This is a genomic window from Evansella vedderi (genome assembly GCF_030813435.1).
Lineage (GTDB): Bacteria > Bacillota > Bacilli > Bacillales > Salisediminibacteriaceae > Evansella > Evansella vedderi.
This window is the reverse complement of record NZ_JAUSUG010000017.1, coordinates 1-24,777: the sequence shown is the minus strand read 5'-3', so window position 1 is coordinate 24,777 and position 24,777 is coordinate 1. Positions and strand designations below refer to the sequence as shown.

Sequence of the window (24,777 nt, the reverse complement as noted above, 5' to 3'; positions counted from 1 at the left end):
GTATGGGATTATGGAGATGACTTTAGCCATCTCTATACAGCAGAAAGTATGTTTTACTTTCTACTTGGCAAAAACAAAACTCGTATAAAAGTGTAACAAATCAATTTTCTTTTGACAATTTCCATTAATCCCCGTCTTCTTTGATTTTGTCGTATAGGGCTTGAGCAGTTAACTTTGGGATACCTGCAGCTATTATTTCCTCCAAATTCGCTTCTTTTAATCGCTTTAACGACCCGAAATGCTTTAAAATCATCTTTTTTCTTTTTTCACCGATCCCTTCCACATCATCCAAAATGGAAGTAAACATTGTTTTTTTCCTGACATTCCGGTGAAAAGAGATGGCAAAGCGGTGCACCTCATCTTGAATTCTTTGTAATAAATAAAATTCCTGACTTGTTTTTTTCAAAGGAACGACCTCTGGTGGGTCTCCAATCATTAGCTGAGAGGTTCTGTGTTTCTCGTCCTTCACTAGCCCACATACAGGTATGGACAATCCTAACTCGTCCTCTAATATATTTTGTGCCGCTGAAATCTGTCCCTTCCCTCCATCAATGACAACCAAGTCCGGAAGCGGTTGTTCTTCCTTAAGGAGACGTAAATAACGTCTTCGAACAACCTCTCGCATGGATTCATAGTCGTCAGGCCCTTGAACCGTTTTCACTTTATATTTTCGATAGTTTTTCTTGTCAGGCTTCCCATCTAGGAAGGAAACCATTGCTGAAACAGGATCTACCCCTTGAATATTGGAGTTATCAAAGGCTTCGATTCGATGTGGGGTATCAATATTTAGTGCTTGACCTAGTCGTTCCACTGCAACAATCGTTTTCTGCTCATCCCGTTCGATAAGGTCAAATTTTTCCTTTAGTGCCAATTGGGCATTTTTATTTGCCAACTGAACAAGCTCTTTCTTTTTGCCTATTTTTGGTCTGATGGTTTTCACTTGTAAAAACTGAGAAACAAGCTGTTCGTCAATTTGTTCCGGAACAAAGATTTCCTTTGGTTTCTGATGCTGTTCATCCAGATAAAATTGACCTATATACGTATAAAAGTCATCTTCCGGGTCTTGATATATTGGAAATAAAGAAACATCACGTTCAATCAGCTTTCCTTGTCTTACAAAAAATACTTGGACGCACATCCAGCCTTTATCATAGGAAAATCCGAAGATGTCCCGGTCAATTTCATCTGTGAGGGTCATTTTTTGCTTTTCCATGACCGCCTCGATATGCTGTACTTGATCCCGTAGCTCTTTCGCCCTTTCAAAGTTTAATTCTTCAGAGGCTTGGAACATTTTTTTCGTTAGGTCGTCTTTTATTTCCTTATGACCTCCGTTTAAGAAACGAGTGATCTCCAGGACAAGTTGCTGATTTTTTTCTTGGCTGACTGGAAATTCACAAGGTGCTAAACATTGACCAATGTGATAATAAAGACATACCCTGTCAGGAAGTGTTCTGCATTTCCTTAAAGGATAAAGACGATCGAGAAGTTTCTTTGTTTCGTTAGCAGCATGGACATTTGGATAGGGGCCAAAGTATTTGGCACCGTCCTTTTTCACTTTACGGGTGGTGATGAGGCGAGGATGCTCCTCTTTCGTTATCTTTAAGAAAGGATAGCTCTTATCATCCTTTAAGAGGACATTGTATCTTGGTTCGTGTTTTTTAATCAGGTTTTGTTCGAGGACGAGTGCCTCAATGTCAGAGGAAGTAACGATGTATTCAAAATCTTGAATCTCACTAACGAGTCTTTGTGTTTTTTTATCATGTGATCCAGTGAAGTACGAACGGACTCGATTTCTTAAAAGTTTTGCTTTTCCAACATAAATAATCGTTCCATGCTTGTTCTTCATTAGGTAGCAGCCCGGTTGTGCCGGTACTAATGCTAGCTTCTCCTTTAATTGTGACATTGTCTCCGTCTCCTTCTCCTGTATATCGTTATATTTTATATGATGTTTTACATGCCTATGAAATAGTTTTATTAGAAGTCTGTTTAAAAAGCTCAAAACCGACGTTTTATACGAAAATCATGTTTTAATACATTGTTTATTTTCAAACAAAGTTGATTGAAGCGCAAGGTACGAGCCGTCTCTTCCTCCACTAGCAAAGCTTCGAAGTGAATCCGTCGAGACAAATTGATGTATTTTCGACGACGCAACGCTCTTTCCTGCGGGAAAAGCAACGGCTGAAGCGTAAATCAACTTAAAATTATAGCACAGCCAAAATTAGTTTTTTTATCATGGTATCTATAAAGACATAGGTGACTTAAACTGACTCTATTACTAATTTTCACTATAGCACAGGGATTTCCTCTTCTCCACTTTCAATATTTAATGGAGAGACACCAATTTTTTCTATCAAATAGAGCATAAAAAAAGACCGCTCAATAGAAGCAGTCTTTCTTTACAGATTCAATTAAACGTGCTTATTTAAAAGAGTTGCTAGCTGTTCCTTTGGCTGGAATCCTACAACTTGGTCAACTACTTGCCCATCTTTGAAAACAAGTAAAGTTGGGATACTCATTACGCCATATTTACTAGCAGTTTCTTGATTGTCATCCACATCTAATTTAACGATCTTAACCTTGTCTCCCATTTCTCCATCAAGTTCTTCTAGAACTGGGGCAATCATTTTACAAGGACCACACCATGGAGCCCAGAAATCTGCTAATACAACGCCTTGACTTGTTTCATTGGCGAAATTTTGATCTGTAACATTTACAATTGCCATTTAAAAATTCCTCCTCGTTTTAAACAATAAGTTTGCTTTCAGCCTATTATACCGTCGTGGGTCGACGGTAGGAAGAAATCTGCTCAAAAAATAAGCAAATAATTCCTTATAGTTGATTACTTATTTCCTATATTAACTAAGTTACCCTACCTGCGCAAAAATATTGCTCATACAATTTATTATACAAAAAAGTTTAGAAAAAAATACCACTTGAATAGTCAAAAAAGGTCAATGCAGTTACTATACAATCTAAAGAAAAAGACACTGCCCACTTTAATAAAATGGTAGTGTCTTTTTTTATTTGGCGGTTTTTGTTAATTTTTATTACTTGATTTAAACAAGTACCTTTTTAAACTCTTCTGTAAGCTTAGGGACAACATCGAATAGATCGCCAACAATACCATAATCTGCTATTTGAAAGATCTCCGCTTCCGGATCCTTGTTAATTGCAACAATAACCTTTGAGTTGGACATTCCAGCAACATGCTGAATTGCACCACTAATCCCTACGGCAATGTATAGGTCTGGAGTTACAACTTTACCCGTTTGGCCAATTTGTAAGGCATAGTCACAATATTCCGCATCGCAAGCACCACGGGATGCACCAACTGCCCCTCCTAACACTTCAGCTAATTCATCAAGTATTTTAAAATTTTCCGCGCCCTTCATCCCTCGTCCACCAGCTACGATGACGGATGCTTCTGATAAATCTACCCCTGAAGCTGTGTTTTTTACAACCTCTTTTATAATGGTTTGTAGATCCTTTATATCTACATCAACACTCTCCACCTTGCCTGTTAGGGTATCATTCTTCTCCAATGCAGCTATATTATTCGGTCGGATCGTAGCAAAAATAAGTCCGTCTTTTACAACCATTTTCTCAAATGCCTTTCCGGAATAAATGGGACGGGTAAAGATAACTTCTTCTCCTGTAATCTCTAAGGAAATGGCATCTGAGACAAGACCGAAACCTATTCGTGCAGCTAGCTTAGGAGCCACGTCTCTTCCAATGGAGGTATGACCTAAAATGATACCATCTGGATCTTCCTTTTCCACGACAGCTTGTAAAGCTTGCGTATATCCTTCTGGTGTATATTGAGCCAATTTTTCACTTTCTACCTTTAGTACTCTATCAACTCCATAATGGAACAATGTATTAGCAGTCTCAGTAACAGATTCTCCTAAAACAACCCCCGTTACTTCTCCCCCGGCCGAGATTTCTTTTGCAGCAGCAATTGCCTCAAAGGTTACATTGCGGAATTGACCATCACGAATTTCACTGATGACTAGAATATTCTTAGACATACTATCATCCCCTCCTGTTATATCACTTTTGCCTCAGTTTTTAATAAAGAAACTAATTCCTTTACTTGATCGTCCAAGTCACCTTCGAGAATTTTGCCCGCTTTCTTTACAGGGGGTAAATAACGATCTACTGTTTTGGTTTTTCCTTCCACATCATCTTCATCTAAATCTAAATCATCAAGGTCTAATGTGTCTAAAGGCTTTTTCTTGGCTTTCATGATTCCAGGGAGAGATGGGTATCTTGGTTCGTTTAAGCCTTGTTGTGCTGTTACTAAAACAGGTAAACTTATTTCAATGATTTCTTGGTCACCTTCCACATCTTTTTCCACGGTTGCTTTCCCATTTGCTACCTCAAGCTTTACTATAGAGGTAACATGGTTAATTCCAAGCTGTTCTGCTAAACGAGGCCCTACTTGACCTGATCCTCCATCAACAGCAACGTTACCACCTAGGATAATGTCAATCTCTTTATCTTTGAAATAAGCTGCAAGAATGGCTTGGGTTGAATAAGCATCTCCGTCTTCCACATCTTCATCTTCAATTAGAACCGCTTTATCTGCACCCATAGCTAACCCAGTTCTAAGTTCCTTTTCCCCTTCTTCATCTCCTACAGTAACTAAAGTTACCTCACCGCCATGTTCTTCCCGAAGCTGAATAGCTTCTTCAATGGCATACTCATCGTAGGGGTTTATAATAAACTCAGCCCCATCCTCAACAATTTCTCCATTTTCAATGCTAATTTTTTCTTCCGTGTCAAAGGTACGCTTCATAATGACATAGATGTTCATGCCCTTTCCCTCCCAATATTAGACTTAAAATCTATTTGAAATCTTCTACTTATCTCTAAAATGCGGTGGTCTCTTTTCTATAAAGGCTTGGATTCCTTCCTTTGCGTCCTGGGTTGCCGATACCTTACCAAAACAATGTGACTCCCTCACCTGAGCAACCTCAAAATCTTCATTAATGGACATATCTAATAATTCTAAGGCACAGGCAACGGAAATAGCACCTTTTTGAGCTATTTTTTGACCTAGGTTGGTTGCTTCCTGTAAGAGGATCTCTTGTGGATAGGCATCATTCGCTAATCCCAGTGATACAGCTTCCAACCCTGTAATTGGTTTGGAAATTAATAGCATTTCTGTAGCTTTAGCTTTTCCAACAAGGCGGGGCAATCTTTGAGTCCCTGCAAATCCGGGAACTAACCCTAAATTAAGTTCGGGTAATCCCAATTTTGCATCTTCTGCAACAAGACGGATATGACAAGCCATTGCCAACTCCAAACCACCACCTAAAGCAGCTCCGTGAATGGCGGCAATAACCGGTTTTGTAAACGCTTCAATTTTCCTGAACGTAATTTGCCCCTTTCTTGACATATCACGAAATGTCTTCTCACCGTTTGCCTGTGTAAACTCTTTAATATCTGCTCCTGCTGCGAAAAAACGACCTTCCCCATGTAGGATAACAACTTTTACCTCCTGGTCGTTTCTGAGTTCGTCAAAAGCTTCATCTAGTTCTTGAATCATTGCTTGAGATAAGGAATTTGCTGGTGGATGCTTTAAAGTGACAAATGCAATCCTTTCTTCTTTTTTTAAATCCAAATACATAAATTTGGCCAACCTTTTCAACTCCTCTCACAACGATAAACTTTAATTATTTTTTAAACCGTTTAATAACATTGTGTTTAGTGGTTTTGCTAGTGGGACTAGTTTGTATTTGTGGTCCTTCATTACCCAGTTTGTTACTACTTCGTCTATGGAGCCAAAAATCACCTGTCGAGCAATGCGGCGGTCTAATGTTTCAGGAAAAAATCCTTCTTCCATTCCTGCCACTAAAATGGAGTCTATTAAGCCTAAGTAGCCTTTGAGAACTTCGTTAATCTTTGAGCGAAGGGCCAAGTTGGACTGCCTTAGCTCTAATTGGGTAACGATGGCTAAATGATGATTAGCCTCTAATTGTTTTAAGTGCATTTCAATCAATAAAAGAAGCTTCTTTTCAATAGATTCCTCTTTTTCAAGATACTCTTTACTTTTTTCCACAAAGGTCCCCATCTTTTCTTCAAACAAAGAAATTAATATGTCTTCTTTGTTTTTGAAATACAAATAAATGGTACCGTCTGCTACTCCCGCTTCCTTTGCAATTTTAGAAACTTGCGAGTTATGATAACCGTTTTCTGCAATAACCTTGACGGCTGCATCAATGATTAAATCGTATTTTTCACCACGTTTTTTTGCCATTGTCTTCACTTCCTCAACTCATCCATTAAAAATGAATGATCATTCATTCATATTTTTTATTTTAGATGATCCTGCCCGTTCTGTCAAACAGATATTTCTTTACTAAATTTGTACACACCCCCTATAAGGGACACGTCATACAATATATAAAACGACCAATAGGAAAGGTGGTGAATAACCGCTGTCGTCACAGCGGTTTTTAATATGATTTTCATCTTGATACTAATTATTTTTATTCTATTAGTTATTATTGGCGCGTTAATGTATCCCCATGAATAACGATAGCCTTATGTATAAGGGAGGGGAGTATTTCTCCACTCCCTATAATTTATTCCATGAACTAATTTTTTACCCACATTAACTGCTTTTTTTCTCTAACTGTAGTTTCTTCTTTTCTTCATCCACTAGGGCACGTCGGAGTACTTTACCTACCATTGTCTTCGGTAATTCTTTACGGAATTCGTATGCTTTAGGTACTTTATAGGCTGATAAATGCTTTCTACAAAAAGAATCCAGTTGCTCTTCAGATAATTGACAGCCTTCCTTTAGTACAATAAAAGCCTTCGCCGTTTCTCCTCTATAAGTGTCCGGAATTCCGATGACTACAGCTTCTTGTATAGCTTCATGTTCATAAAGGACTTCTTCCACTTCTCTAGGATAAATATTAAAGCCTCCTGCGATAATCATATCCTTTTTTCGATCCACTATGTAGAAGAAACCATCCTCATCCATATAACCCATATCCCCAGTTAACAGCCATTCTCCCCGGAAGGCTGCTTCTGTATCCTCAGGGCGGTTCCAATACCCTTTCATCACTTGAGGTCCACGAATAATTAGTTCCCCTATTTGTCCCGGAGGCGCTGGTTCCCCCGTTTCCGCTGACAAAATTACTACATCTGTATCGGGCCATGGAACGCCTATACTACCAGACGGTCGTTTTCCCCACATTAAGTTAAAATGTGTAACGGGTGATGCCTCTGTTAAACCAAAGCCCTCTGATAATTTACCACCAGTTAATTTTTCAAACCGTTCTTGTACCTCAATTGGCAGGGGGGCAGATCCACTTATACAAACCTCTACTGAGGTTAAATCGTACTTCCTGACATTTTTATCATTAATTAATCCAATATACATCGTTGGTGCCCCTGGGAATATAGTTACCTTCTGCTTTTCAATTGCTTGCAACACCTGCTTTGTGTCGAATCGTGGGAGGATAACCATTTTAGATCTATCCATTACTGAAAAATTCATACCCACTGTCATTCCATAAACATGGAAAAACGGCAGGGCACATAAGATAACCTCATTTCCATGGTCAATTTTATACATCCATTTTATACATTGAGTAGTGTTTACAACTAGGTTATAGTGGGTGAGCATAACCCCCTTTGCAACACCTGTAGTGCCCCCTGTATATTGCAGCAAAGCTAAATCTTTTTTTACGTCTATCTCTAAAGAGATTTCTTCCGCTGCTGAGGATCGTAACAATTCTACAAAGGAATGTGTTTTTCCTTGATAATTTACTTCCACTTTAAACCCGTAATTTTTCTTTTGAATATATGGATAAATTAAGTTTTTTGGGAAGGGTAAAAAATCTTTAACTTCCGTTACAATAACATGCTCCAGTTTCGTTTTATTCTTTACGTTCATTACACGGGGATAAAGTAAATCAAGACAAACGATCACCTTTGCCTCTGAATCAACCATTTGATGCTCCAATTCACGTTCGACATACAGTGGATTTGTTTGAACCACTATAGCCCCTACAAATAAAGCTCCGTAATAACAAATCACAGATTGTGGAGTATTAGGAAGCATAATTGCTACTCTATCCCCTTGTACCACTCCTAAATCCTTCAATGCATTTGCAAACTTGAGTGCACCCTCATATACCTCACCAAATGTCATTTCTTTCCCCATGAAATGAAGTAAGGTCTTTTGGGGCTCCTCCGTTGCAGCATCTTTTAAGTACTCCTGTAAAGGTTTCTCCTCATAATTTATTTTATGAGGAATTTCATCTGGGTACTGCTGAAGCCAAGGTTGGTTTATTTGTTGAATCATAAAAAATCCTCCTTTGTCTCCCCTTTCATCCGAAACATTCAAACCCCTCTAATATTCATTGTAATGAAACCGATTACAAAAATAAATGGTTTTATGCTAATTTTTTAAATTTTTTATTTTTATAAAAAAATTTGAATATAACCATCTGATTTTGGCACCATTTTCCTCCTATAGAAAATTGTTATTCTATAGATATTTTATTTATAGGAAACCTCGTTTTTTATAAAAGGCTGTTTTTGTAAATTTTGTTGCGTTTTAGAAAGCTTTGAGAAGCGGAAAGCGTCCGCCTATAGCGTATCCAACCAAAAAGTATGCTTGAAAAGCAACATTCTATGCGAGAAGATCCATATGAAAAAAAAGATTTATTACTATAAAATTATCTATCTCGCAAAATAAATAATTGTTTTTTAAAAATAATAACGTCAGGCTGTTATTAATAACAATATAATCTTTTATGAATATTAAAAAGAGGCTCCCCTTGATATAAGGGTTAGCCTCTTACTTCTACTTAGCGTCTTCGTTTTCTGATTGATTCGCAGCTTCTGTTATTTTCTTCTTTTCCTCCTCCACAAGGACACGCCTAAGTATTTTTCCTACCATGGTTTTTGGTAATTCCTTTCTAAATTCGTATAAACGAGGAATCTTATAAGCTGCTAAATGTTTACGGCAAAACTCTTCTAATTCTTTTTCGGAAATTGTTCGACCTTCCTTAGGAACGATAAAGGCTTTTACCGTCTCCCCACGGTATGGATCAGGAACCCCGATAACACATGCTTCCTGAATATCCTCATGTTCATAAAGAACTTCTTCAATTTCACGTGGATATATATTGAATCCCCCTGCAATAATCATATCTTTCTTCCGATCAACAATGTAGAAGAAGCCATCTTCATCCATATATCCCATATCCCCCGTCAAGAACCAACCATCTTTAAAGGTAGCCTGTGTTTCCTCGGGACGATTCCAATAGCCCTTCATCACTTGTGGACCTTTTATCATTAACTCTCCAATTTCACCAGGCTTCGCTATATCTCCCGTTTCAGCTGAAAGGATAGAAACATCCGTATCTGGCCATGGAATACCAATACTTCCAGTCTTTCTATGTTCCCAGATAAGGTTAGAAACGGCTACAGGAGATGTTTCCGTTAATCCATAGCCTTCCACAAGCCGTCCACCTGTGATTTGTTCAAATTGATTCTGAACCTCTAAAGGTAAAGGAGCTGATCCGCTTATACATGCTTTTATGGACGATAAATCACGTTTTTTGATATCTGGATGATTTAAAAGTCCAATATACATTGTCGGTGCCCCAGGGTACAATGTTGCTTTGTGCTTTTCAATAGCCTTTAATATATCCTTAGGTTCAAACTTAGGCATAATGATCATCTTAAAACCCATTCGAATAGACAGATTCATTACTGTTGTCATACCATAAACATGAAAGAATGGAAGTGCTGCTAAAATCACTTCTTCCCCTTCCTTCGCTTCGTACATCCAACATTGACACTGCTGCGTGTTTACCACTAGGTTATAATGAGTGAGCATCACCCCTTTCGCCGGACCTGTCGTTCCACCAGTATATTGAAGAAGCGCCAAATCTTCCTTCGGGTCAATATTTAACTCAATTTCCTTTGCTGCTCCTTTCTTTATTAAGTCTACAAAGGAATGAAGGCGATGATTATACTGTAGGTTTACTGTAATACCGGTATTCTTTTTCTGAATATATGGATAGATCAAGTTTTTTGGGAAGGGTAAATAATCCTTAATACCTGTCACGATGATATGCTCCAGCTGCGTCTTCTCTTTCACCTTCGCTACCCTTGGATAAACAAGATCTAAGCAAATCATTACTTTAGAACCGGAATCGGTCATTTGATGTTCGATTTCCCGTTCCACATATAATGGATTTGTTTGTACTACAATTGCTCCAGCAAAAAGAGCACCATAATAAGCAATAACCGCTTGTGGTGTATTAGCAAGCATGATGGATACACGATCTCCCTTTTCTATCCCCAGAGATCGAAGTTGATTTGCCAGCTTTAATGCTGATTTGTAAACCTCTTTATAAGTCATTTCCTTTCCCATAAAATCAAGAACAGTCTTATCTGGAAAACGCTCTGCTGCCCTTTTTAAGTAGCTTTGTAATGTAGCCACTTCATAGTCAAGTGACTTAGGAATTTCTGCAGGGTAGTAATTAAACCAAGGTTTCTCTGTTAATGTTTCCATCATCGTTTTCCTCCCTTATAAAAAAATGATCTCTCCTTTTTAAAAGTTTTTTCTCCATGAAAAGTTGACCCAAACAGGATTCTAGATGGGGCTCCCTTTTCATCGACAGGCATTCTCCTCTACTTCCTATTTTAATGAAAACGCATACAAAATGAAATACATTTGTTTAAATTTTTAGAATATTCCCCCCCTAAAGTTCTACTTTAACCACTATTACTATTTATACGGGGAAATACGTATCACATGCTAAGATTTTATCCAAAGGCTGTTTACTGCGTTTACTTGTCGTATAAAAACAACAGTTGGTTTTTCGTATCATATATTTAGCTTGGATACCCTACAGGCGTAATGTCACCGTCCTGGTTTCGCAGGCAACTGTAGTCTCCGTCTTCCCCTTCTCCAAGCTTCAGCAAACGCAACAATGTAGGCGAAATCAGCCTAGAATAAATAAAGTCCCCCTTTCGTTACTTAGAAAGGGGACTTATCAGTTTAGTACAAGGATTATTCAAAAAACACAATATAGACAATTCCTGAAACCATAAATAAAATACAGCAACCAATGAGAACTTTCCACAATGTTTCCATTACTATAATCACCTTATTCTAATTTAACGAGTTTTCTCTAGTATTTTACCATTCTATTTACACGAGTGGTTTAACTATATTTTTCCAATATGAAGTATTTAACGGATACTGGCTCCGATAATATAGGATAGTGCAACAGATAACATAAAAGAAACCAACCCCACCGCCCGGTTATCCTTTTGCAATTCTTCATCTACCTTAAAGCCTGGTGTAAGAAATTCGAATATGAAATAAACAAAAACGAGGAGAGCAAACCCAAAGGTTCCCCACCCAAGCATAGAAATAACGGAATCATTATGCATGATCGAATGACGAAACACATTGGCAATTCCAAAAATCTTTCCACCAGTTGCCAATGCTACAGCTATATTTCCATTTTTAATTTCTGTCCACGTCTTATATTTAGTAACGAATTCAAAGACTGTTAAATATACAATAAGTGCAATGACGACGAGGCTGTACATCCCCGCCGTGTAAATATAATCATGCTGGAAGAAACTGTCCATTATGATTCCCCCTATTTTAATGCTACAACGGTAACCCCTGAACCGCCTTCACCGGCACTGCCCATTCTTGTCTCTTTAACATTTCTATGTCGCTTCAACAATTCCTGAACCCCTTTTCTGAGGGCACCTGTACCTTTTCCATGAATGATAGATACTTGATGATAGCCTGCTAAAACGGCATCATCTAAATATTTTTCTACTTCAAGCATGGCATCCTCGAATCGCTCACCTCGAAGGTCCAGTTCTGTTTTAACATGTGAGTCCTTCCCCCTGACAGTTGAAAGTGGATTCTTTTCCACCTGTTTGGGTCGGTCTATATAAAGGAGGTCCTCCACCTTTACCTTCATTTTCATCATACCAAGCTGTACTAAATACTCTTTGTCATTTATTTTTTCAACAATATGTCCCTTTTGATCAAAGCTAATTACCTTTACCTCATCACCAGGAATAAGTTTTTTCTTTTTGTCTTTAACAGAAGGCTTCGGCTTATCCTTTTCACGCTTTACTAAATGAGGCTGTGCTTCCTCTAGCCTTTTCTTTGCAGCAATTAACTCATGATCCTTTATTTGAGGATTATTTTTTTGAATTTCCCTAAGCTCAGAAATAATGGCTTCTGCTTCTAATTTAGCTTTTTCAACAGATTCTTTCGCCTTTTCTTCAGCCGCCTTTAATATCTTTTCCTTTTCTTTCTCCAACTTTTGGAATGCTTGCTCTAATTCACGGTGAAGTCGCTCTCCTTCTTCCCTATATCTGAGAGCCTCTTCGTTTTCCCGTTCCGCTTGTTTACGACTGTCTTCTAACGATGAGATCATTTTCTCTATTTTGTTTGTATCTGCTCCAATATGGGATTTTGCATCTTCAATAATGATATCACTTAACCCTAATCGCTTACTAATGGCAAAAGCGTTACTTCGACCTGGTACGCCGATTAACAAACGGTACGTTGGGCGTAATGTTTCCACATCAAATTCTACACTTGCATTCATTACACCCTCACGGTTATAGGCATACCCTTTTAATTCACTGTAGTGAGTGGTGGCAATAACCTTTGCCCCTACATTATAAACATAATCTAAAATGGAGATGGCAAGGGCTGCTCCTTCAGTAGGGTCTGTTCCCGCACCAAGTTCATCAAATAATACGAGCGAACGATGGTCTACACGATCCAATATATCCACAATATTAACCATGTGGGAAGAAAATGTACTTAAGCTTTGTTCAATAGATTGTTCATCCCCGATGTCCGCAAATATTTGCTCAAAAACTGCAGCGGTAGAGCCTTCTTCACATGGAATTTGCAACCCTGACTGAACCATTAACGTCAATAACCCAACTGTTTTTAACGTTACGGTTTTCCCCCCGGTATTGGGGCCTGTAATAACAAGGGAGGAATACTCCTTACCCATTTCAATATCAATTGGAACAATTTCATCACTTGGAATAAGAGGATGACGAGCTTTTTTCATTTGTATATAACCATCATCATTAAGTTGCGGTTGAGAGGCATTTAATTCATTACTATAAAGGGCCTTTGCAAAAATAAAATCTATCTCTGCCATAACCTCCACTATCGTATTCAATTCTTCATAAGCCTCACTAACGAGGGTAGAGAGGGCATGGAGAATTCGGTCAATTTCTTGTTTTTCCTTCACCCTTGCTTCTCGTAATTGATTATTTATTTGAACCACAGAATTCGGTTCAATAAATAATGTTGCCCCTGAAGCTGACTGATCATGGACCATCCCTCCAAAATGTCCACGATATTCTTGTTTGACAGGAATAACGAAACGGTCATTTCGAATTGTAATAATCGCATCAGACAGCATTTTTCTTCCACTTGAAGACCGAGTAATACTTTCAAGCTTAGAACGGACACTGGATTCATGGGAACGTATTTGCTGTCGAATAGTCCGCAGTACAGGACTTGCAGAATCTAGCACATCGCCATTTTCATCAATAGCGTGCTTTATTTCCCTTTCTAAATCTGTCAGAGGAATTATTTGATCCACTAATTCTGGAAGAATGGTAAGCTCCACTTCATCCTCCAGCATCCCTTCCACAAAGCTTTTAAAGCGTCTACTTCCAAAGATGGTTGAAGCCACATCTAATAGCTCCAATTCGTTTAACATACCGCCAATTCTTGCTCGCTTTATGGAGGCTCGAATATCCCTAATTCCACCTAAAGGTGCCTGTCCTTTAAGTCGGAGGACCTTTGTACCTTCATACGTGCTTTTTTGTGCATGACGAATCTCTTCCATATTAAAGGAAGGCTTTAACATTTCCACCCTTTGTTTTCCTAAGGAACTGCTAGCATGCTTTATTAGCTGCCCTTTCATTTTATCGTATTCTAATATGCGACAAACCCTATCCAACACTAGGGTCACCTCCATCATCTATTACCTATATATTTCTGTAGTTCTTCTGCTGTCCATGTATTGACAACAGTTTCCTTTTTCAACCACCCACGCCTTGCAGTTTTCACACCGATTGGCATGTGGTCCAGCCACGATAACCGATGAGCATCCGTATTAATAGAAATTAACGCACCAGCCTCTTGTGCTTTTTTCACCCATTCCGCTGATAAATCTAAACGATTGGGATTAGCATTAAGTTCTAGAATAGTATCCGTATCTACTGCCATTTGAATGAGTTGTTCCATGTTTACAGGATAACCGTCACGACGTCCTAATACCCTCCCTGTAGGATGAGCAACCATATCCACATAAGGGTTTTCCATTGCCGATTTTAAACGTTTCATAATTTTCTCTTCACTTTGCTGAAATGCAGAGTGAATGGATGCAATGACAAAATCTATTTCCCGAAGAATCTCATCTTCATAGTCTAACGTTCCATCGGGCAAAATGTCCATTTCAATCCCTGTAAAAATAGTAATGCCATCGTATTTCTCATTTAATTTACGAACTTCCTCGTGCTGGCGTTTTAACCTTTCTACTGTTAACCCATTTGCTACTTGTAAATACTTCGAGTGGTCTGTAATAGCCATATATTCATAGCCCATATTTAGACAGGCCTCAATCATTTCTTCCAATGAATTGGCACCATCGCTCCATGTTGTGTGCATGTGTAAATCAGCACGAATATGCTTTTCTTCTATTAGATCATATTTTTTATTTCCTTCTTCAAATGCTATTAGCTCCTCTTTCCCCTCCCTTACTTCTGGAGGGATGTAGGTTAAACCAAAGTGCTTGAAAAAATCCTCTTCACTTTTAAAAGTTCTAACTATACCCGTCTCTTCATTTTCTACTCCATATTCGCTTATTTTTTCCCCATTTTCCTTTGCCCTTTGACGCATGAGAACATTGTGGTCCTTAGAGCCAGTGAAATGGTGCAATGTAGTGGGGAAAGCTTCATCTTTAACCATTCGAAAATCTACGGAAACGATAAGATCATCAAATTGTAGTTCTACACTTACCTTCGTACCCCCATGTCCGATTACTTCTTTTATATTATCCATGGATACAAGCTGCTCACCTACAGCTTCTGGGTCATCCGTAGAGATAATAAAGTCTAAATCCTTCACCGTTTCTCTTGCACGCCGGTAACTGCCAGCAAGTTCATATCTGATTATGGAGTTCATATGTTCAAGGCGTTTTTTAATGAGTTCAGCCACTGGAATCATTTGCGCTAAGGTCAAACGTTCAGGCCGTTGCCCAAACACATTAATAGCTGCAAGAATTTTTTCTTCTGTTTTTTCGCCAAAGCCTGGCAGTACTTGTACTTTATTTTCTTCACAAACCTTCCGCAGGGAATCGACATCCGTAACATTTAATTCTTGATATAATTTACCAATCTTTTTCCCCCCAAGGCCTGGAAGCTTTAATAAAGGAAGCAAGCCTGAAGGAAGTTCTTCCACTAATTCGTTTAATAAGGAAGATTCCCCTGTTTCAACTAATTCATTGATCACAGAAGCAGTTCCTTTTCCTATACCTTGTAGCTTGGAAGGATCCCCAATTTCCTTCATTGTACGTTCATCCCGTTCTAAAGCATTAGCCGCTTTACGGTAGGCAGAAACCTTAAAGGTGTTTTCTCCTTTAATTTCTAAATATATAGCAATTGTTTCAAGAGCATTAATAACATCCTTTTTATTCATAAAGACACCTCACAAGAAAAAGCTGAGTGATAGCTTGGATACGCTATAGGCGGACCAATTCCGCCTAAAGGCAGCCCACGGGCAACGCTTCAGCCTCCACCGGAAAAACACCCTCCGGAGTCTTCAGCTGTTGCTTTTCCCGCTGGAGTCGCCACCTTCCGCTGCTCCAAGCTTTTACGCAACAAAGTTAAAAAACAACCTTAACAATATTTATCTTTTTCATCATAGCCTTATCATCCCCACAGGTGCAACCAATATGGGGTAATATAAAAATAACTATCACTAAACCAAAAAGCAATGATCTGTTTTCCATTTTTTCCACTCTGCTCATAAAAGCAAAGGAGTTAAAACAGATAAAAGATCATTGCTTCTTAATATGCTATTACATCGTATCCATCCAAAGCTCCTTAATTTGGTTTGAAATAATAGGTGTATATTCAAATATCATTTGTGCAAAGGATGAGTTCTGGATATGCTCTTGGATAAATTCTATTTGGATAAGTGCTCCTAAATGTAATAGAACAACAATTACTAGTAATCCCTCAATAAAACCTAAAATCCCCCCGAGCCAACGATTAATCATATTTAAAATTGGCAAATGAGCCAAGAAATCAAACAAGGATCCTACTATTTGCATGATAATCTTTGTTGCAAAAAATAAGATAGCAAAGGCAATACCATTATAGTAGACTCTTTCAAAGCTAAAGGCTTCTACTAATAAAGTTAATCCTGAATCGGATGACAGCTGTGGAAATGGAATCCACAATCTTATGTAATGTGCCACATCCTGATAGTACAGATAGGCCACAATAAAGGCTACCACGAAACCCAGCAAGTGAATCAATTGCAAAATGATTCCACGGCGAAATCCTACAAAAAAGCTGACAACTAATGCAAAAAACAACAAAAAACTCAGCATCTCTATTAATCCCCATCTTTCTCTTCTTTATCTGACTTTAACAATGATAGATAATCATTCCCAATGTTGACTGCTGTTAAGACAGCTAATTTATTTGAATCTAAATAAGGATTTTTACTTTTTAACTCTCTCATTTTACGATCAACAAGTTCTGCAACCTTCTTTACTTGCTCCGGGTTTTCTTGTCCGACGATGGTATATTGTTGACCATAAATTGTCACACTGGTTCGACGCTTTTCGTGTTCCTCTTCCACTCACAAGGCCTCCATTCGTCATAGAAATCCTAATTTATATCATAACATGACAGACTGTGTATGGAAATATAAAGATGAAAGAAGAATGGAAAAAGGGGAAATTGAACCTAGATATTCGTTTTTTTGTTATTCTACTCTGGAAGATATTTTTTCTCAAAAAATCAGTGACGTATCAAGGAAGGTTGTCTATACTGTGAAGAGAACTGGTACTGATGTTGATGGAAAGGGTGTATACATTTGAGTTATGAAGTGATTCAAGTAACGAACAAAACATTAACAGAGATGAATTCCCACTATAGTGCAGATTTAAAGAGCAATCCACCAAAGGGTGCCGTTTTTGCAGCAAAAACAAAAGGCTGTATGATCACCGCTTATAAATCAGGGAAAGTTTTATTTCAAGGGAAAGATGCCAGTAATGAGGCAAGCCGTTGGAATGGAAAAAAGACAAGTAAAAATGATACTTCTGCAAAGAAAAAAAACAGTACTTCCTCAGTAGATAATCATAATTATAAGCCGCCACATAATGTAACAGACCTAGTTTTACTAGGGAGTGATGAAACAGGTACAGGAGATTACTTTGGACCAATGACAGTCGTATGTGTTCACTTAAGTAAGGAGCAAATGAAAACAATTGAGGGCTGGGGAATTCGTGATTCTAAAAGCATTACTGATACCACCATACGTGAGCTTGCCCCTCGGTTGGTCAAGCATTGTACATACAGCTTGCTTGTGTTGAAGAATGAGAAATATAATGAGCTTCAGGAGCAGGGAATGAATCAAGGTCAAATGAAAGCCCTTCTACATCATCAAGCTATTACTAATGTCATGAAAAAATGTTCGGAAGACGAGGTAGACTTCGATGGAGTATTTATTGACCAGTTTGTCCAGCCTGAACGTTATTTTGAATATTTAAAAGGGAAGAAAAAAGCATGGATTTCTGAGAAACCCATTTACTTTGCTACTAAGGCGGAGAATATTCATCCATCTGTAGCAGCCGCTTCCGTACTTGCCAGATTTTCCTTTTTAAATGAAATGGATAAGTTAGAAGCTGAAATCGGCCTACCTTTACCTAAGGGAGCAGGTCCTAAGGTAGACCAAGCTGCCCGGGAAATCCTTCGTCAAAAGGGGCAAGATACCCTATACCGGTGCACAAAATGGCATTTTGCTAATACGAAAAAAGCAGGGGTGTAAGTTTGGATGAGAGTTTGCGTTCATAGAGAGTTTTAAATGAGATCAAACACTTAGACTAGAAGAAAGAGGCTGGGACAAAAGTATTTTTACTAATAAGAAATCCGAACAAACTTGATGTAGGTGCAATCTACCCGCTTCGGAAATATACTTCCCTAAGGTAGTGTATTGTTCGTATTTCCGATTAAACACTTTAGTTATGTCCCAGCCTCTTTTTATTAATATTTTTTTAATTTGGCAATTTTCCGTTTCGAACAATACTGGTCATCATCTCCATATTTGGATAGTTATTTTCTTCGTATTGCCTTATTACCTTATCAAGGTCATATGGTACCCGCCGAATCGCCATATTGAAATAATCCCCTTCTCCTTCAACAATTAAATAGGAGGCTAGTGGTGTTCCATCAAAGGGGAGACCAACACTTCCCGTATTGGCAACAACCTTCCCGTCAAAAAAGCGGAGATAAGGAAAATGAATATGGCCGTAGATAAATAATTTGGCTGAAGGATGTCCCATTAACTTTTCCTTAATAGCAGCACTACTTTCATCTTGTTGAACAACATCAAATAAACTCTTAGGTGTAGCATGAAAAACGTGTATTTCTATGTTCTCCGTAAGCTTAAGGGAAGCTTCTGTTGGGAGGCTTCGCAGATAATCTATTTCTTCCTCTGAAAGCTTTTCAATGCTCCAATCCCTTTCTTTGTTCATCAAATCTACAGCTTTATCAGGAACTTCCCCGTGCCTAATACCGCGGACAATCCATTCATCCGCATTCCCTTTAATAACTGTTGTCTGTAATGAACGTGTAAGCTCTAAAGCCTTTTTGGGCTCTGGTCCGCGATAACAAATATCCCCAAGGACAATGATTTGATCAACGTTTTGTATCTCTATATCCTCTAGTACCGCTTGTAAGGCTACGGCATTACCATGAATATCCGAAATAAAAGCAAATTTCATTTTCAAACCTCCTGAAAAAATTTTTAACTAGCTATAATTTTATATTAAGCGGGTTTCTAAAAGACTATTGTTTTAGGTAAATTTAATAAAGCAACATGGGTTACGAAATCAGTCTATATTAAACATTAAACAGAGACTTTTCTTAAGATTTTATGGGCTGCATTATTGTAAGTTATTTGATCCCATTTTTTACGGCTAGTTTCAATATGAAGCTCTGTCGGAAAACGTTCTAAAGTTAAAAAGCTTAATTCGTTCACGATGTATTGTTGGAATGATGGGTGTTCAATAATCCCCTTTGTAACCTCCACATGTAGGCCGCATAAGGTTAAACATGCAATTTTCACCTCCCTGCATTGAGGACAATGGTGTCCCATTAGGAGTGATGATAATTCATGTGTGATAAATGGGTTTGCGAGCCAGTAATTATATTTACTAGAATAAACTATATCCGTAGCATATTTGATCTCACTATTATTAACTGTAAATACAACATTGTATGCGTATGGTTTTTCTTCCTGAATTAACTCTATACTAGAAACATTAATCATCGCAATCTAACTCCTTCAAATTTTATGATCTATGCTTCTATTGTCTTATGAAATTAAAATTGTGCGGGACCGGGTCCCGCACAATTTTGTGACAGATTATGATCTTAAAGTTGCTCCTAAACGTTCTTCTAAGCCGGCTAATACACTTTCGTGTACTTTTGTTACTTCTTCCTCTGTCAGTGTTTTTTCTGGATCCTGGTAACGTAAGGAGAAGGCTAATGATTTCTTACCTGCTTCCAAATGCTCCCCTTGATACAAATCAAAGAGTGCTACATTTTTCAATAAATCTCCTCCGAATTCCACAATTACCTTTTCCACTTCACTTGCTTTTACGGTCTCATCAAGAACTAAAGCAATATCACGATCCATTGCTGGATACCTTGGGATTGGCGAGTAACGTATTTCTTTACCCTTACCTTCCACTAATGCATGGAAGTTTAATTCAAATACATAGGTTTCAGGTAAAGACCATTCCTTAGCTACAGATGGATGAATTTGACCAAGAACCCCCATCTCTTTTCCGTTTACTAATAGTTTGGCTGCTCTTCCTGGGTGGAAACCCTTTGGTTCACTTTGAACAAATTGAACGTCACCTTCCATCTTCAGTTCTTTAAGTAACCCTTCCACTATTCCCTTTACTACAAAGAAATCAACTGCCTTTTTCTCACCTTGCCAACTGTGCTCGTAACAAAGGCCCATAAATGCACCAGAAAGCATGGCTGTTTCCATAGGTTGCTTTGTAATTGTTTCCTCTTCCGTATGGAATACAGAGCCAATCTCATATAGACTCACATTTAAATTACTGCGATTTTTATTATGACTCAATGCGTCTAATAAATGTGGCAGTAAAGTAGTACGTAAGGTACTTCTTTCTTCACTCATTGGCAACGCTACCTTTACCCTTGAAAGGCTATCTGCATCTTCATGGAAATGAGATTCCTTTTCCCCTGTAGTTAAAGAGTAACTCACTGCTTCGTTTACACCAGCATGCTCAAGGAAACGACGTGCCTTGCGCTTCTTAGCTTGAACCTCCGTTAAGCCGCCAGGTGTAGTTGCAGTATTTGGCAACGTGGTTGGAATATTATCGTAGCCGTACAAACGAGCCACTTCTTCCACAATATCCGCTTCAATTTGAATGTCTTGACGACGTGTCGGTACGAAAATACGGAACATTTCCCCTTCTAATTCAAAAGTAAATTGAAGCTTACTTAAGATTTCTTTTACTGTATCTGTATCAATAGAAGTACCTAAAACACCGTTAATTTTTCCTAATGTAATAGTTACTTCCTTAGGGGTTACATCTAGCTCGTTAAATTCCACAATACCAGAAAGAACGGTACCGCCAGCAATTTCTGCAATCATTTTTGCTGCCCTTTCTCCAGCAGCTCTTACACGGCTTGGGTCCACTCCCTTTTCAAATCGAGCACTAGCATCACTGCGTAATCCCAATTCGCGAGATGCTTTACGGATAGTGGTCCCTTTAAAGTAGGCAGCCTCTAATAAAATATTCTTTGTATCAGATTGTACTTCTGAATTTGCTCCACCCATTACTCCAGCAAGGGCCACCGGTTCTTTTCCATTTGTGATAACAAGGTAATCGGCAGTCAACGTTCTCTCCACATCATCCAATGTGGTTATCTTTTCTCCGTCCTTAGCCCGGCGTACTAATACCTCCTCCGAACCAAAACGGTCATAGTCGAAGGCGTGTAATGGCTGCCCGTACTCTAAAAGAACGTAGTTCGTGATATCTACCACATTATTAATAGGACGTACCCCTGCTGCCATTAACGTTGTTTGCAGCCATAGAGGAGATGGGGCAATGGTTACATCCTTTATCATAATCGCACCATAGTACGGATTATCTTCATTTGCATCCACCTTTACAGATACATAATCAGACGCATTTTCCTGCCCTCTTTCCATAGTTGTTTCTGGTAATTTTACGTCACGGCCAAGAATAGCACCAACCTCGTAGGCTGTTCCAATCATGCTTAAGCAATCTGCTCGGTTCGGTGTTAGATCCAATTCGAGAACTTGATCACCTAAGTTTAATGCTTCCATTGCATCTTCCCCTGGAGTCATTTCTGTTGGGAACGGAAAAATTCCTTCTGTATACTCTTTAGAAACAAGCTTACCTTCGTAACCTAATTCCTGCAGCGAACAGATCATCCCTTCCGAAGTCTGTCCTCGCAGCTTTGCACGTTTAATTTTCATCCCACCTGGCAGACGGGCACCAACCTTTGCAACCACTACATGCTGATCTTTCGCTACATTAGCTGCACCGCAGACGATTTGTACTGATTCATCTTCACCGATATCCACCTGACAAAGGTTTAATTTATCGGCTTCAGGGTGTTTCTCACACTCCAACACTTTACCTACAACAATGTTTTTGACCCCTTTATTCATGGAATGAACAAGGTCAACCTCTACGCCGCTTCGCGTAAGTTTCTCCGCTACTTCTTCGGCGGTTAAATCATCTATGTCTATATACTTTTTTAGCCATTGATAGGATACTAACACATTATTTCCTCCTTCTAAATTCCCTTTAACTTTTTTTACTGTAGGTCCATGAAAATACGAATATAGTTATCATTCGCTACAACCCTCTCCCTTTCCACGGGTGATCTGACAAGCCTCCTCGGTCCTTCATCCCTGCGGTGTCTCGCCTTGATATTCTCCCGCAGGAGTCTCGAGGGTTTCCGCTCATTCCAAACAATGCTTATTTATCTAATCCATGGGAGTGCCCTAAAAATAATAATTTGTTACATTGATTCTATTAACCATTAAACCCGATTAAATTGAGATAAAAATCTCGTATCATTTGTATAAAAATGGCGTATATCATCAATACCGTACTTTAGCATAGCGAAACGCTCTACACCCATCCCAAAGGCGAAACCGGAGTATTTTTCTGGATCAAATCCTCCCATGCTTAGTACATTTGGATGTACCATTCCTGAACCTAATACCTCAATCCAGCCAGTATGTTTACATGTACGACAGCCTTTACCTGCACAAATGGCACAAGAAACATCTAATTCAGCAGATGGTTCTGTAAAAGGAAAGAAGCTTGGGCGTAAACGAATTTCCCTATCTTGTCCGAAATAGCGTTTTACGAACTGCTCAAATATTCCCTTTAGATCACTCATTCGAATACCTTCTGCCACCACAAGACCTTCGATTTGCATGAATTGGTGTGAATGAGTGGCATCGTCCTCATCACGTCGGTACACTTTACCTGGGCAAATGATTTTAACAGGTCCCCGTCCTTCATGCTTCTCCATTGTTCTCGTCTGTACTGGAGACGTCTGGGTACGTAAAAGTAAATCATTTGTAATAAAAAATGTATCCTGCATATCACGGGCAGGGTGATCCTTCGGTAAATTTAGTGATTCGAAATTATAGTAATCTGTCTCTACCTCTGGACCTTCTGCTACAGTAAAGCCCATCCCGATAAAAATATCTTCAATAGTTTCAATTACAGAGGTAAGGGGATGCTTACTCCCTTTGCCAACTGGTCTTCCTGGCAAGGTTACATCAATGCTTTCCTCTCGAAGCTTAGCAACTAGTGCCTCTTCCTCTAGTTTTGTTTCTTTCTCATTAATCAGATCAGCAACTGCTTCTCGAACTTCATTAGCCATTTGCCCCACTTTTGGGCGTTCTTCAGCAGAGAGTTTTCCCATTCCCTTTAACACTTCTGTAATAGGACCTTTCTTTCCTAAATATGCAACACGTAAATCCTTTAATTCCTTCACTGAATTGGCTTCATTTACTTTCTGAATTGCCTCGTCTTTCAATTCTTGCAGACGGTCTAACATCGGTTTTCCTCCTTTTATTTGAATCATTTAAGTTAGATTAAATCTGTTACAATGGCTTGGATACACTATAGGCGGACGCCTTCGGCTTCTCCAAGCATAAAAAAGGAGCCTCGTCCTAAAAAGGGACGAAAGCTCGCGGTACCACCCTTGTTAATGGAGAAGAAGATAGCTTAAAGGAATCTTGTTCTTTTCCATTCACTCAAAATGAAGATAACGGACTTCTAAAACCGGATCACCTTCACAAGCCAAGCTTGTGCTCCAGTGTCAACTCCAGAGTGAATTCTGCTGTTTCCCACTTAGAAATGCTTCCAGTCTAAGACATTTCCTCCCTGAAAGGGGATGTATCAACGTACTACTCTCTATCATCGTCTTTATGTATCATTTGTTCTTCCAATTTTCCTAATTATTATATAAGTTTTTTGTTCTTTAAGCAAACTCTTTTAAAACTTTTTTATCTAAGCTAACCACGTAAATGATAAAGTAATATTCCAGCAGCAATTCCTACGTTTAAAGATTCTGCTTTCCCGTGTATGGGAATATATAGATTTTGATCACATTGAGCTAATAAAGTTGGGTTTACCCCGCTCCCCTCATTTCCCATAATGAGGGCAAAATGTTCCTGAGGTTCAATGGCATTGTAAGTACTTCCTTCAAGGGATGTACCAAAAACAGGGATATTATTTTCCTTACAAAGCTGAACTGCATCTAATAAATTCATTCTCTGAACAGGTAAATGAAATAATGATCCTTGTGTTGCCCGAATTACTTTTCCGTTAAAGGAATCAACACTACCTTCTCCCATGACTACTCCTGACAATCCAGCGGCATCTGCCGTTCGAATCATAGCGCCCACATTGCCCGGATCTTGGACTCCGTCAATAAATAGAAATTTCCCGTCCTCCAACGGTAAATTTTTATTATCTGGAAGGTCACATATAGCAATAAAACCTTGTGGAGTTTCTGTTTCACTAATTTCATTTAATACTCTTCTTGTTACATAAACTTGTGGTACTTCTGATACTCTCCATTCCGGAGGTATTTCCTTATCCGCTTCGACAATAAGTTCTTTAATAGGAAGATGGGCTTTTAATGCTTCCTCAATAAGGTGAATTCCCTCAATTAAAAATTGTCCAACGTTTTCTCGGCCTTTTTTTGTATGCAGCTTTTTCCAGTGCTTTACTTTTGTATTATTAATAGATTCAATTACTTCCATTTCCCTCTCCCTTCTCTACAAAAACTTTCCGGCGACGGCTTTGCCATCTTTTCGAGAGACTGCCTCCAAAGGTAAAGAGCGACCTTTGGTTTATTGATGGCACGCTCGTCGCTCGGCTTTTATGA

At 38.7% G+C, this 24,777-nt stretch carries 19 protein-coding genes and 1 other annotated feature; of the genes, 1 reads left to right on the top strand and 18 read right to left on the bottom strand.

The window, feature by feature from the left end; all coding sequences use genetic code 11:
* Positions 1-124: 124 nt before the first annotated feature.
* The 13 genes from uvrC to zapA all read right to left on the bottom strand — a co-directional run bounded on the left by uvrC (position 125) and on the right by zapA (position 16,924).
* Positions 125-1,903 (bottom strand): excinuclease ABC subunit UvrC, encoded by a 1,779-nt coding sequence (uvrC, locus tag J2S74_RS18905; protein WP_307328610.1) that lies wholly within the window; start codon positions 1,901-1,903, stop codon positions 125-127.
* 505 nt (positions 1,904-2,408) lie between these two features.
* Complete coding sequence (trxA, locus tag J2S74_RS18900) at positions 2,409-2,723, bottom strand: thioredoxin (RefSeq protein WP_307328607.1); 315 nt, start codon at positions 2,721-2,723, stop codon at positions 2,409-2,411.
* A gap of 333 nt (positions 2,724-3,056) precedes the next feature.
* Positions 3,057-4,028, bottom strand: coding sequence for an electron transfer flavoprotein subunit alpha/FixB family protein (locus J2S74_RS18895; protein ID WP_307328604.1), 972 nt, complete (start codon positions 4,026-4,028; stop codon positions 3,057-3,059).
* Between the two features lie 17 nt (positions 4,029-4,045).
* A complete protein-coding gene (locus tag J2S74_RS18890) occupies positions 4,046-4,816 on the bottom strand; it encodes an electron transfer flavoprotein subunit beta/FixA family protein (RefSeq protein ID WP_307328601.1) in 771 nt (256 codons plus the stop codon).
* 45 nt (positions 4,817-4,861) lie between these two features.
* Positions 4,862-5,632 (bottom strand): enoyl-CoA hydratase, encoded by a 771-nt coding sequence (locus tag J2S74_RS18885; RefSeq protein WP_307328903.1) that lies wholly within the window; start codon positions 5,630-5,632, stop codon positions 4,862-4,864.
* A gap of 42 nt (positions 5,633-5,674) precedes the next feature.
* Positions 5,675-6,262, bottom strand: a complete 588-nt coding sequence (gene fadR, locus J2S74_RS18880; RefSeq protein WP_307328598.1) for a fatty acid metabolism transcriptional regulator FadR — start codon at positions 6,260-6,262, stop codon at positions 5,675-5,677.
* Between the two features lie 357 nt (positions 6,263-6,619).
* Positions 6,620-8,323: an AMP-binding protein gene (locus tag J2S74_RS18875; RefSeq protein ID WP_307328595.1), complete on the bottom strand. Its 1,704-nt coding sequence runs from the start codon at positions 8,321-8,323 to the stop codon at positions 6,620-6,622.
* Between the two features lie 504 nt (positions 8,324-8,827).
* Positions 8,828-10,549 carry a long-chain-fatty-acid--CoA ligase gene (locus J2S74_RS18870; protein WP_307328901.1) on the bottom strand — a complete coding sequence of 574 codons (1,722 nt, stop codon included), beginning with the start codon at positions 10,547-10,549 and terminating at the stop codon, positions 8,828-8,830.
* Between the two features lie 683 nt (positions 10,550-11,232).
* The gene (locus tag J2S74_RS18865; protein ID WP_307328592.1) at positions 11,233-11,640 is read right to left on the bottom strand and encodes a DUF350 domain-containing protein; all 408 of its coding nucleotides are present in this window, start codon (positions 11,638-11,640) and stop codon (positions 11,233-11,235) included.
* A gap of 11 nt (positions 11,641-11,651) precedes the next feature.
* Entirely contained in the window at positions 11,652-14,015 is a 2,364-nt protein-coding gene (locus tag J2S74_RS18860) for an endonuclease MutS2 (RefSeq protein ID WP_307328590.1), read from the bottom strand.
* 14 nt (positions 14,016-14,029) lie between these two features.
* Positions 14,030-15,751, bottom strand: a complete 1,722-nt coding sequence (polX, locus tag J2S74_RS18855) for a DNA polymerase/3'-5' exonuclease PolX (protein ID WP_307328586.1) — start codon at positions 15,749-15,751, stop codon at positions 14,030-14,032.
* A gap of 382 nt (positions 15,752-16,133) precedes the next feature.
* Positions 16,134-16,670, bottom strand: coding sequence for a CvpA family protein (locus tag J2S74_RS18850; RefSeq protein WP_307328584.1), 537 nt, complete (start codon positions 16,668-16,670; stop codon positions 16,134-16,136).
* Positions 16,671-16,675: 5 nt separating this feature from the next.
* Positions 16,676-16,924 (bottom strand): cell division protein ZapA, encoded by a 249-nt coding sequence (gene zapA, locus J2S74_RS18845; RefSeq protein ID WP_307328581.1) that lies wholly within the window; start codon positions 16,922-16,924, stop codon positions 16,676-16,678.
* A gap of 237 nt (positions 16,925-17,161) precedes the next feature.
* On the opposite strand from zapA, the gene rnhC reads away from it, so the two are divergent.
* Positions 17,162-18,115 (top strand): ribonuclease HIII, encoded by a 954-nt coding sequence (gene rnhC, locus J2S74_RS18840; protein ID WP_307328577.1) that lies wholly within the window; start codon positions 17,162-17,164, stop codon positions 18,113-18,115.
* Positions 18,116-18,341: 226 nt separating this feature from the next.
* On the opposite strand, the gene J2S74_RS18835 is transcribed toward rnhC, so the two are convergent.
* The 5 genes from J2S74_RS18835 to J2S74_RS18815 form a co-directional block, all read right to left on the bottom strand.
* Positions 18,342-19,070 carry a metallophosphoesterase family protein gene (locus tag J2S74_RS18835; RefSeq protein WP_307328574.1) on the bottom strand — a complete coding sequence of 243 codons (729 nt, stop codon included), beginning with the start codon at positions 19,068-19,070 and terminating at the stop codon, positions 18,342-18,344.
* A 125-nt stretch (positions 19,071-19,195) separates the two neighbouring features.
* Positions 19,196-19,618: a hypothetical protein gene (locus tag J2S74_RS18830; protein ID WP_307328573.1), complete on the bottom strand. Its 423-nt coding sequence runs from the start codon at positions 19,616-19,618 to the stop codon at positions 19,196-19,198.
* Between the two features lie 96 nt (positions 19,619-19,714).
* Positions 19,715-22,141, bottom strand: coding sequence for a phenylalanine--tRNA ligase subunit beta (pheT, locus tag J2S74_RS18825; RefSeq protein ID WP_307328571.1), 2,427 nt, complete (start codon positions 22,139-22,141; stop codon positions 19,715-19,717).
* 263 nt (positions 22,142-22,404) lie between these two features.
* Entirely contained in the window at positions 22,405-23,439 is a 1,035-nt protein-coding gene (gene pheS / locus J2S74_RS18820; RefSeq protein ID WP_307328567.1) for a phenylalanine--tRNA ligase subunit alpha, read from the bottom strand.
* 118 nt (positions 23,440-23,557) lie between these two features.
* Positions 23,558-23,814 (bottom strand) — a binding site (T-box leader).
* Between the two features lie 85 nt (positions 23,815-23,899).
* A complete protein-coding gene (locus tag J2S74_RS18815) occupies positions 23,900-24,652 on the bottom strand; it encodes a TrmH family RNA methyltransferase (RefSeq protein WP_307328565.1) in 753 nt (250 codons plus the stop codon).
* Positions 24,653-24,777 lie beyond the last annotated feature (125 nt).

Coding starts and splice junctions, on each gene's coding strand:
- J2S74_RS18865 (WP_307328592.1), bottom strand. CDS start 11,640: ATGGACAGTTTCTTCCAGCATGATTATATTTACACGGCGGGGATGTAC.
- polX (WP_307328586.1), bottom strand. CDS start 15,751: ATGAATAAAAAGGATGTTATTAATGCTCTTGAAACAATTGCTATATAT.
- fadR (WP_307328598.1), bottom strand. CDS start 6,262: ATGGCAAAAAAACGTGGTGAAAAATACGATTTAATCATTGATGCAGCC.
- J2S74_RS18890 (WP_307328601.1), bottom strand. CDS start 4,816: ATGAACATCTATGTCATTATGAAGCGTACCTTTGACACGGAAGAAAAA.
- J2S74_RS18815 (WP_307328565.1), bottom strand. CDS start 24,652: ATGGAAGTAATTGAATCTATTAATAATACAAAAGTAAAGCACTGGAAA.
- pheS (WP_307328567.1), bottom strand. CDS start 23,439: ATGTTAGACCGTCTGCAAGAATTGAAAGACGAGGCAATTCAGAAAGTA.
- J2S74_RS18885 (WP_307328903.1), bottom strand. CDS start 5,632: ATGTATTTGGATTTAAAAAAAGAAGAAAGGATTGCATTTGTCACTTTA.
- uvrC (WP_307328610.1), bottom strand. CDS start 1,903: ATGTCACAATTAAAGGAGAAGCTAGCATTAGTACCGGCACAACCGGGC.
- J2S74_RS18835 (WP_307328574.1), bottom strand. CDS start 19,070: ATGAAATTTGCTTTTATTTCGGATATTCATGGTAATGCCGTAGCCTTA.
- J2S74_RS18870 (WP_307328901.1), bottom strand. CDS start 10,549: ATGGAAACATTAACAGAGAAACCTTGGTTTAATTACTACCCTGCAGAA.
- J2S74_RS18875 (WP_307328595.1), bottom strand. CDS start 8,323: ATGATTCAACAAATAAACCAACCTTGGCTTCAGCAGTACCCAGATGAA.
- trxA (WP_307328607.1), bottom strand. CDS start 2,723: ATGGCAATTGTAAATGTTACAGATCAAAATTTCGCCAATGAAACAAGT.
- J2S74_RS18895 (WP_307328604.1), bottom strand. CDS start 4,028: ATGTCTAAGAATATTCTAGTCATCAGTGAAATTCGTGATGGTCAATTC.
- J2S74_RS18830 (WP_307328573.1), bottom strand. CDS start 19,618: ATGATTAATGTTTCTAGTATAGAGTTAATTCAGGAAGAAAAACCATAC.
- J2S74_RS18850 (WP_307328584.1), bottom strand. CDS start 16,670: ATGCTGAGTTTTTTGTTGTTTTTTGCATTAGTTGTCAGCTTTTTTGTA.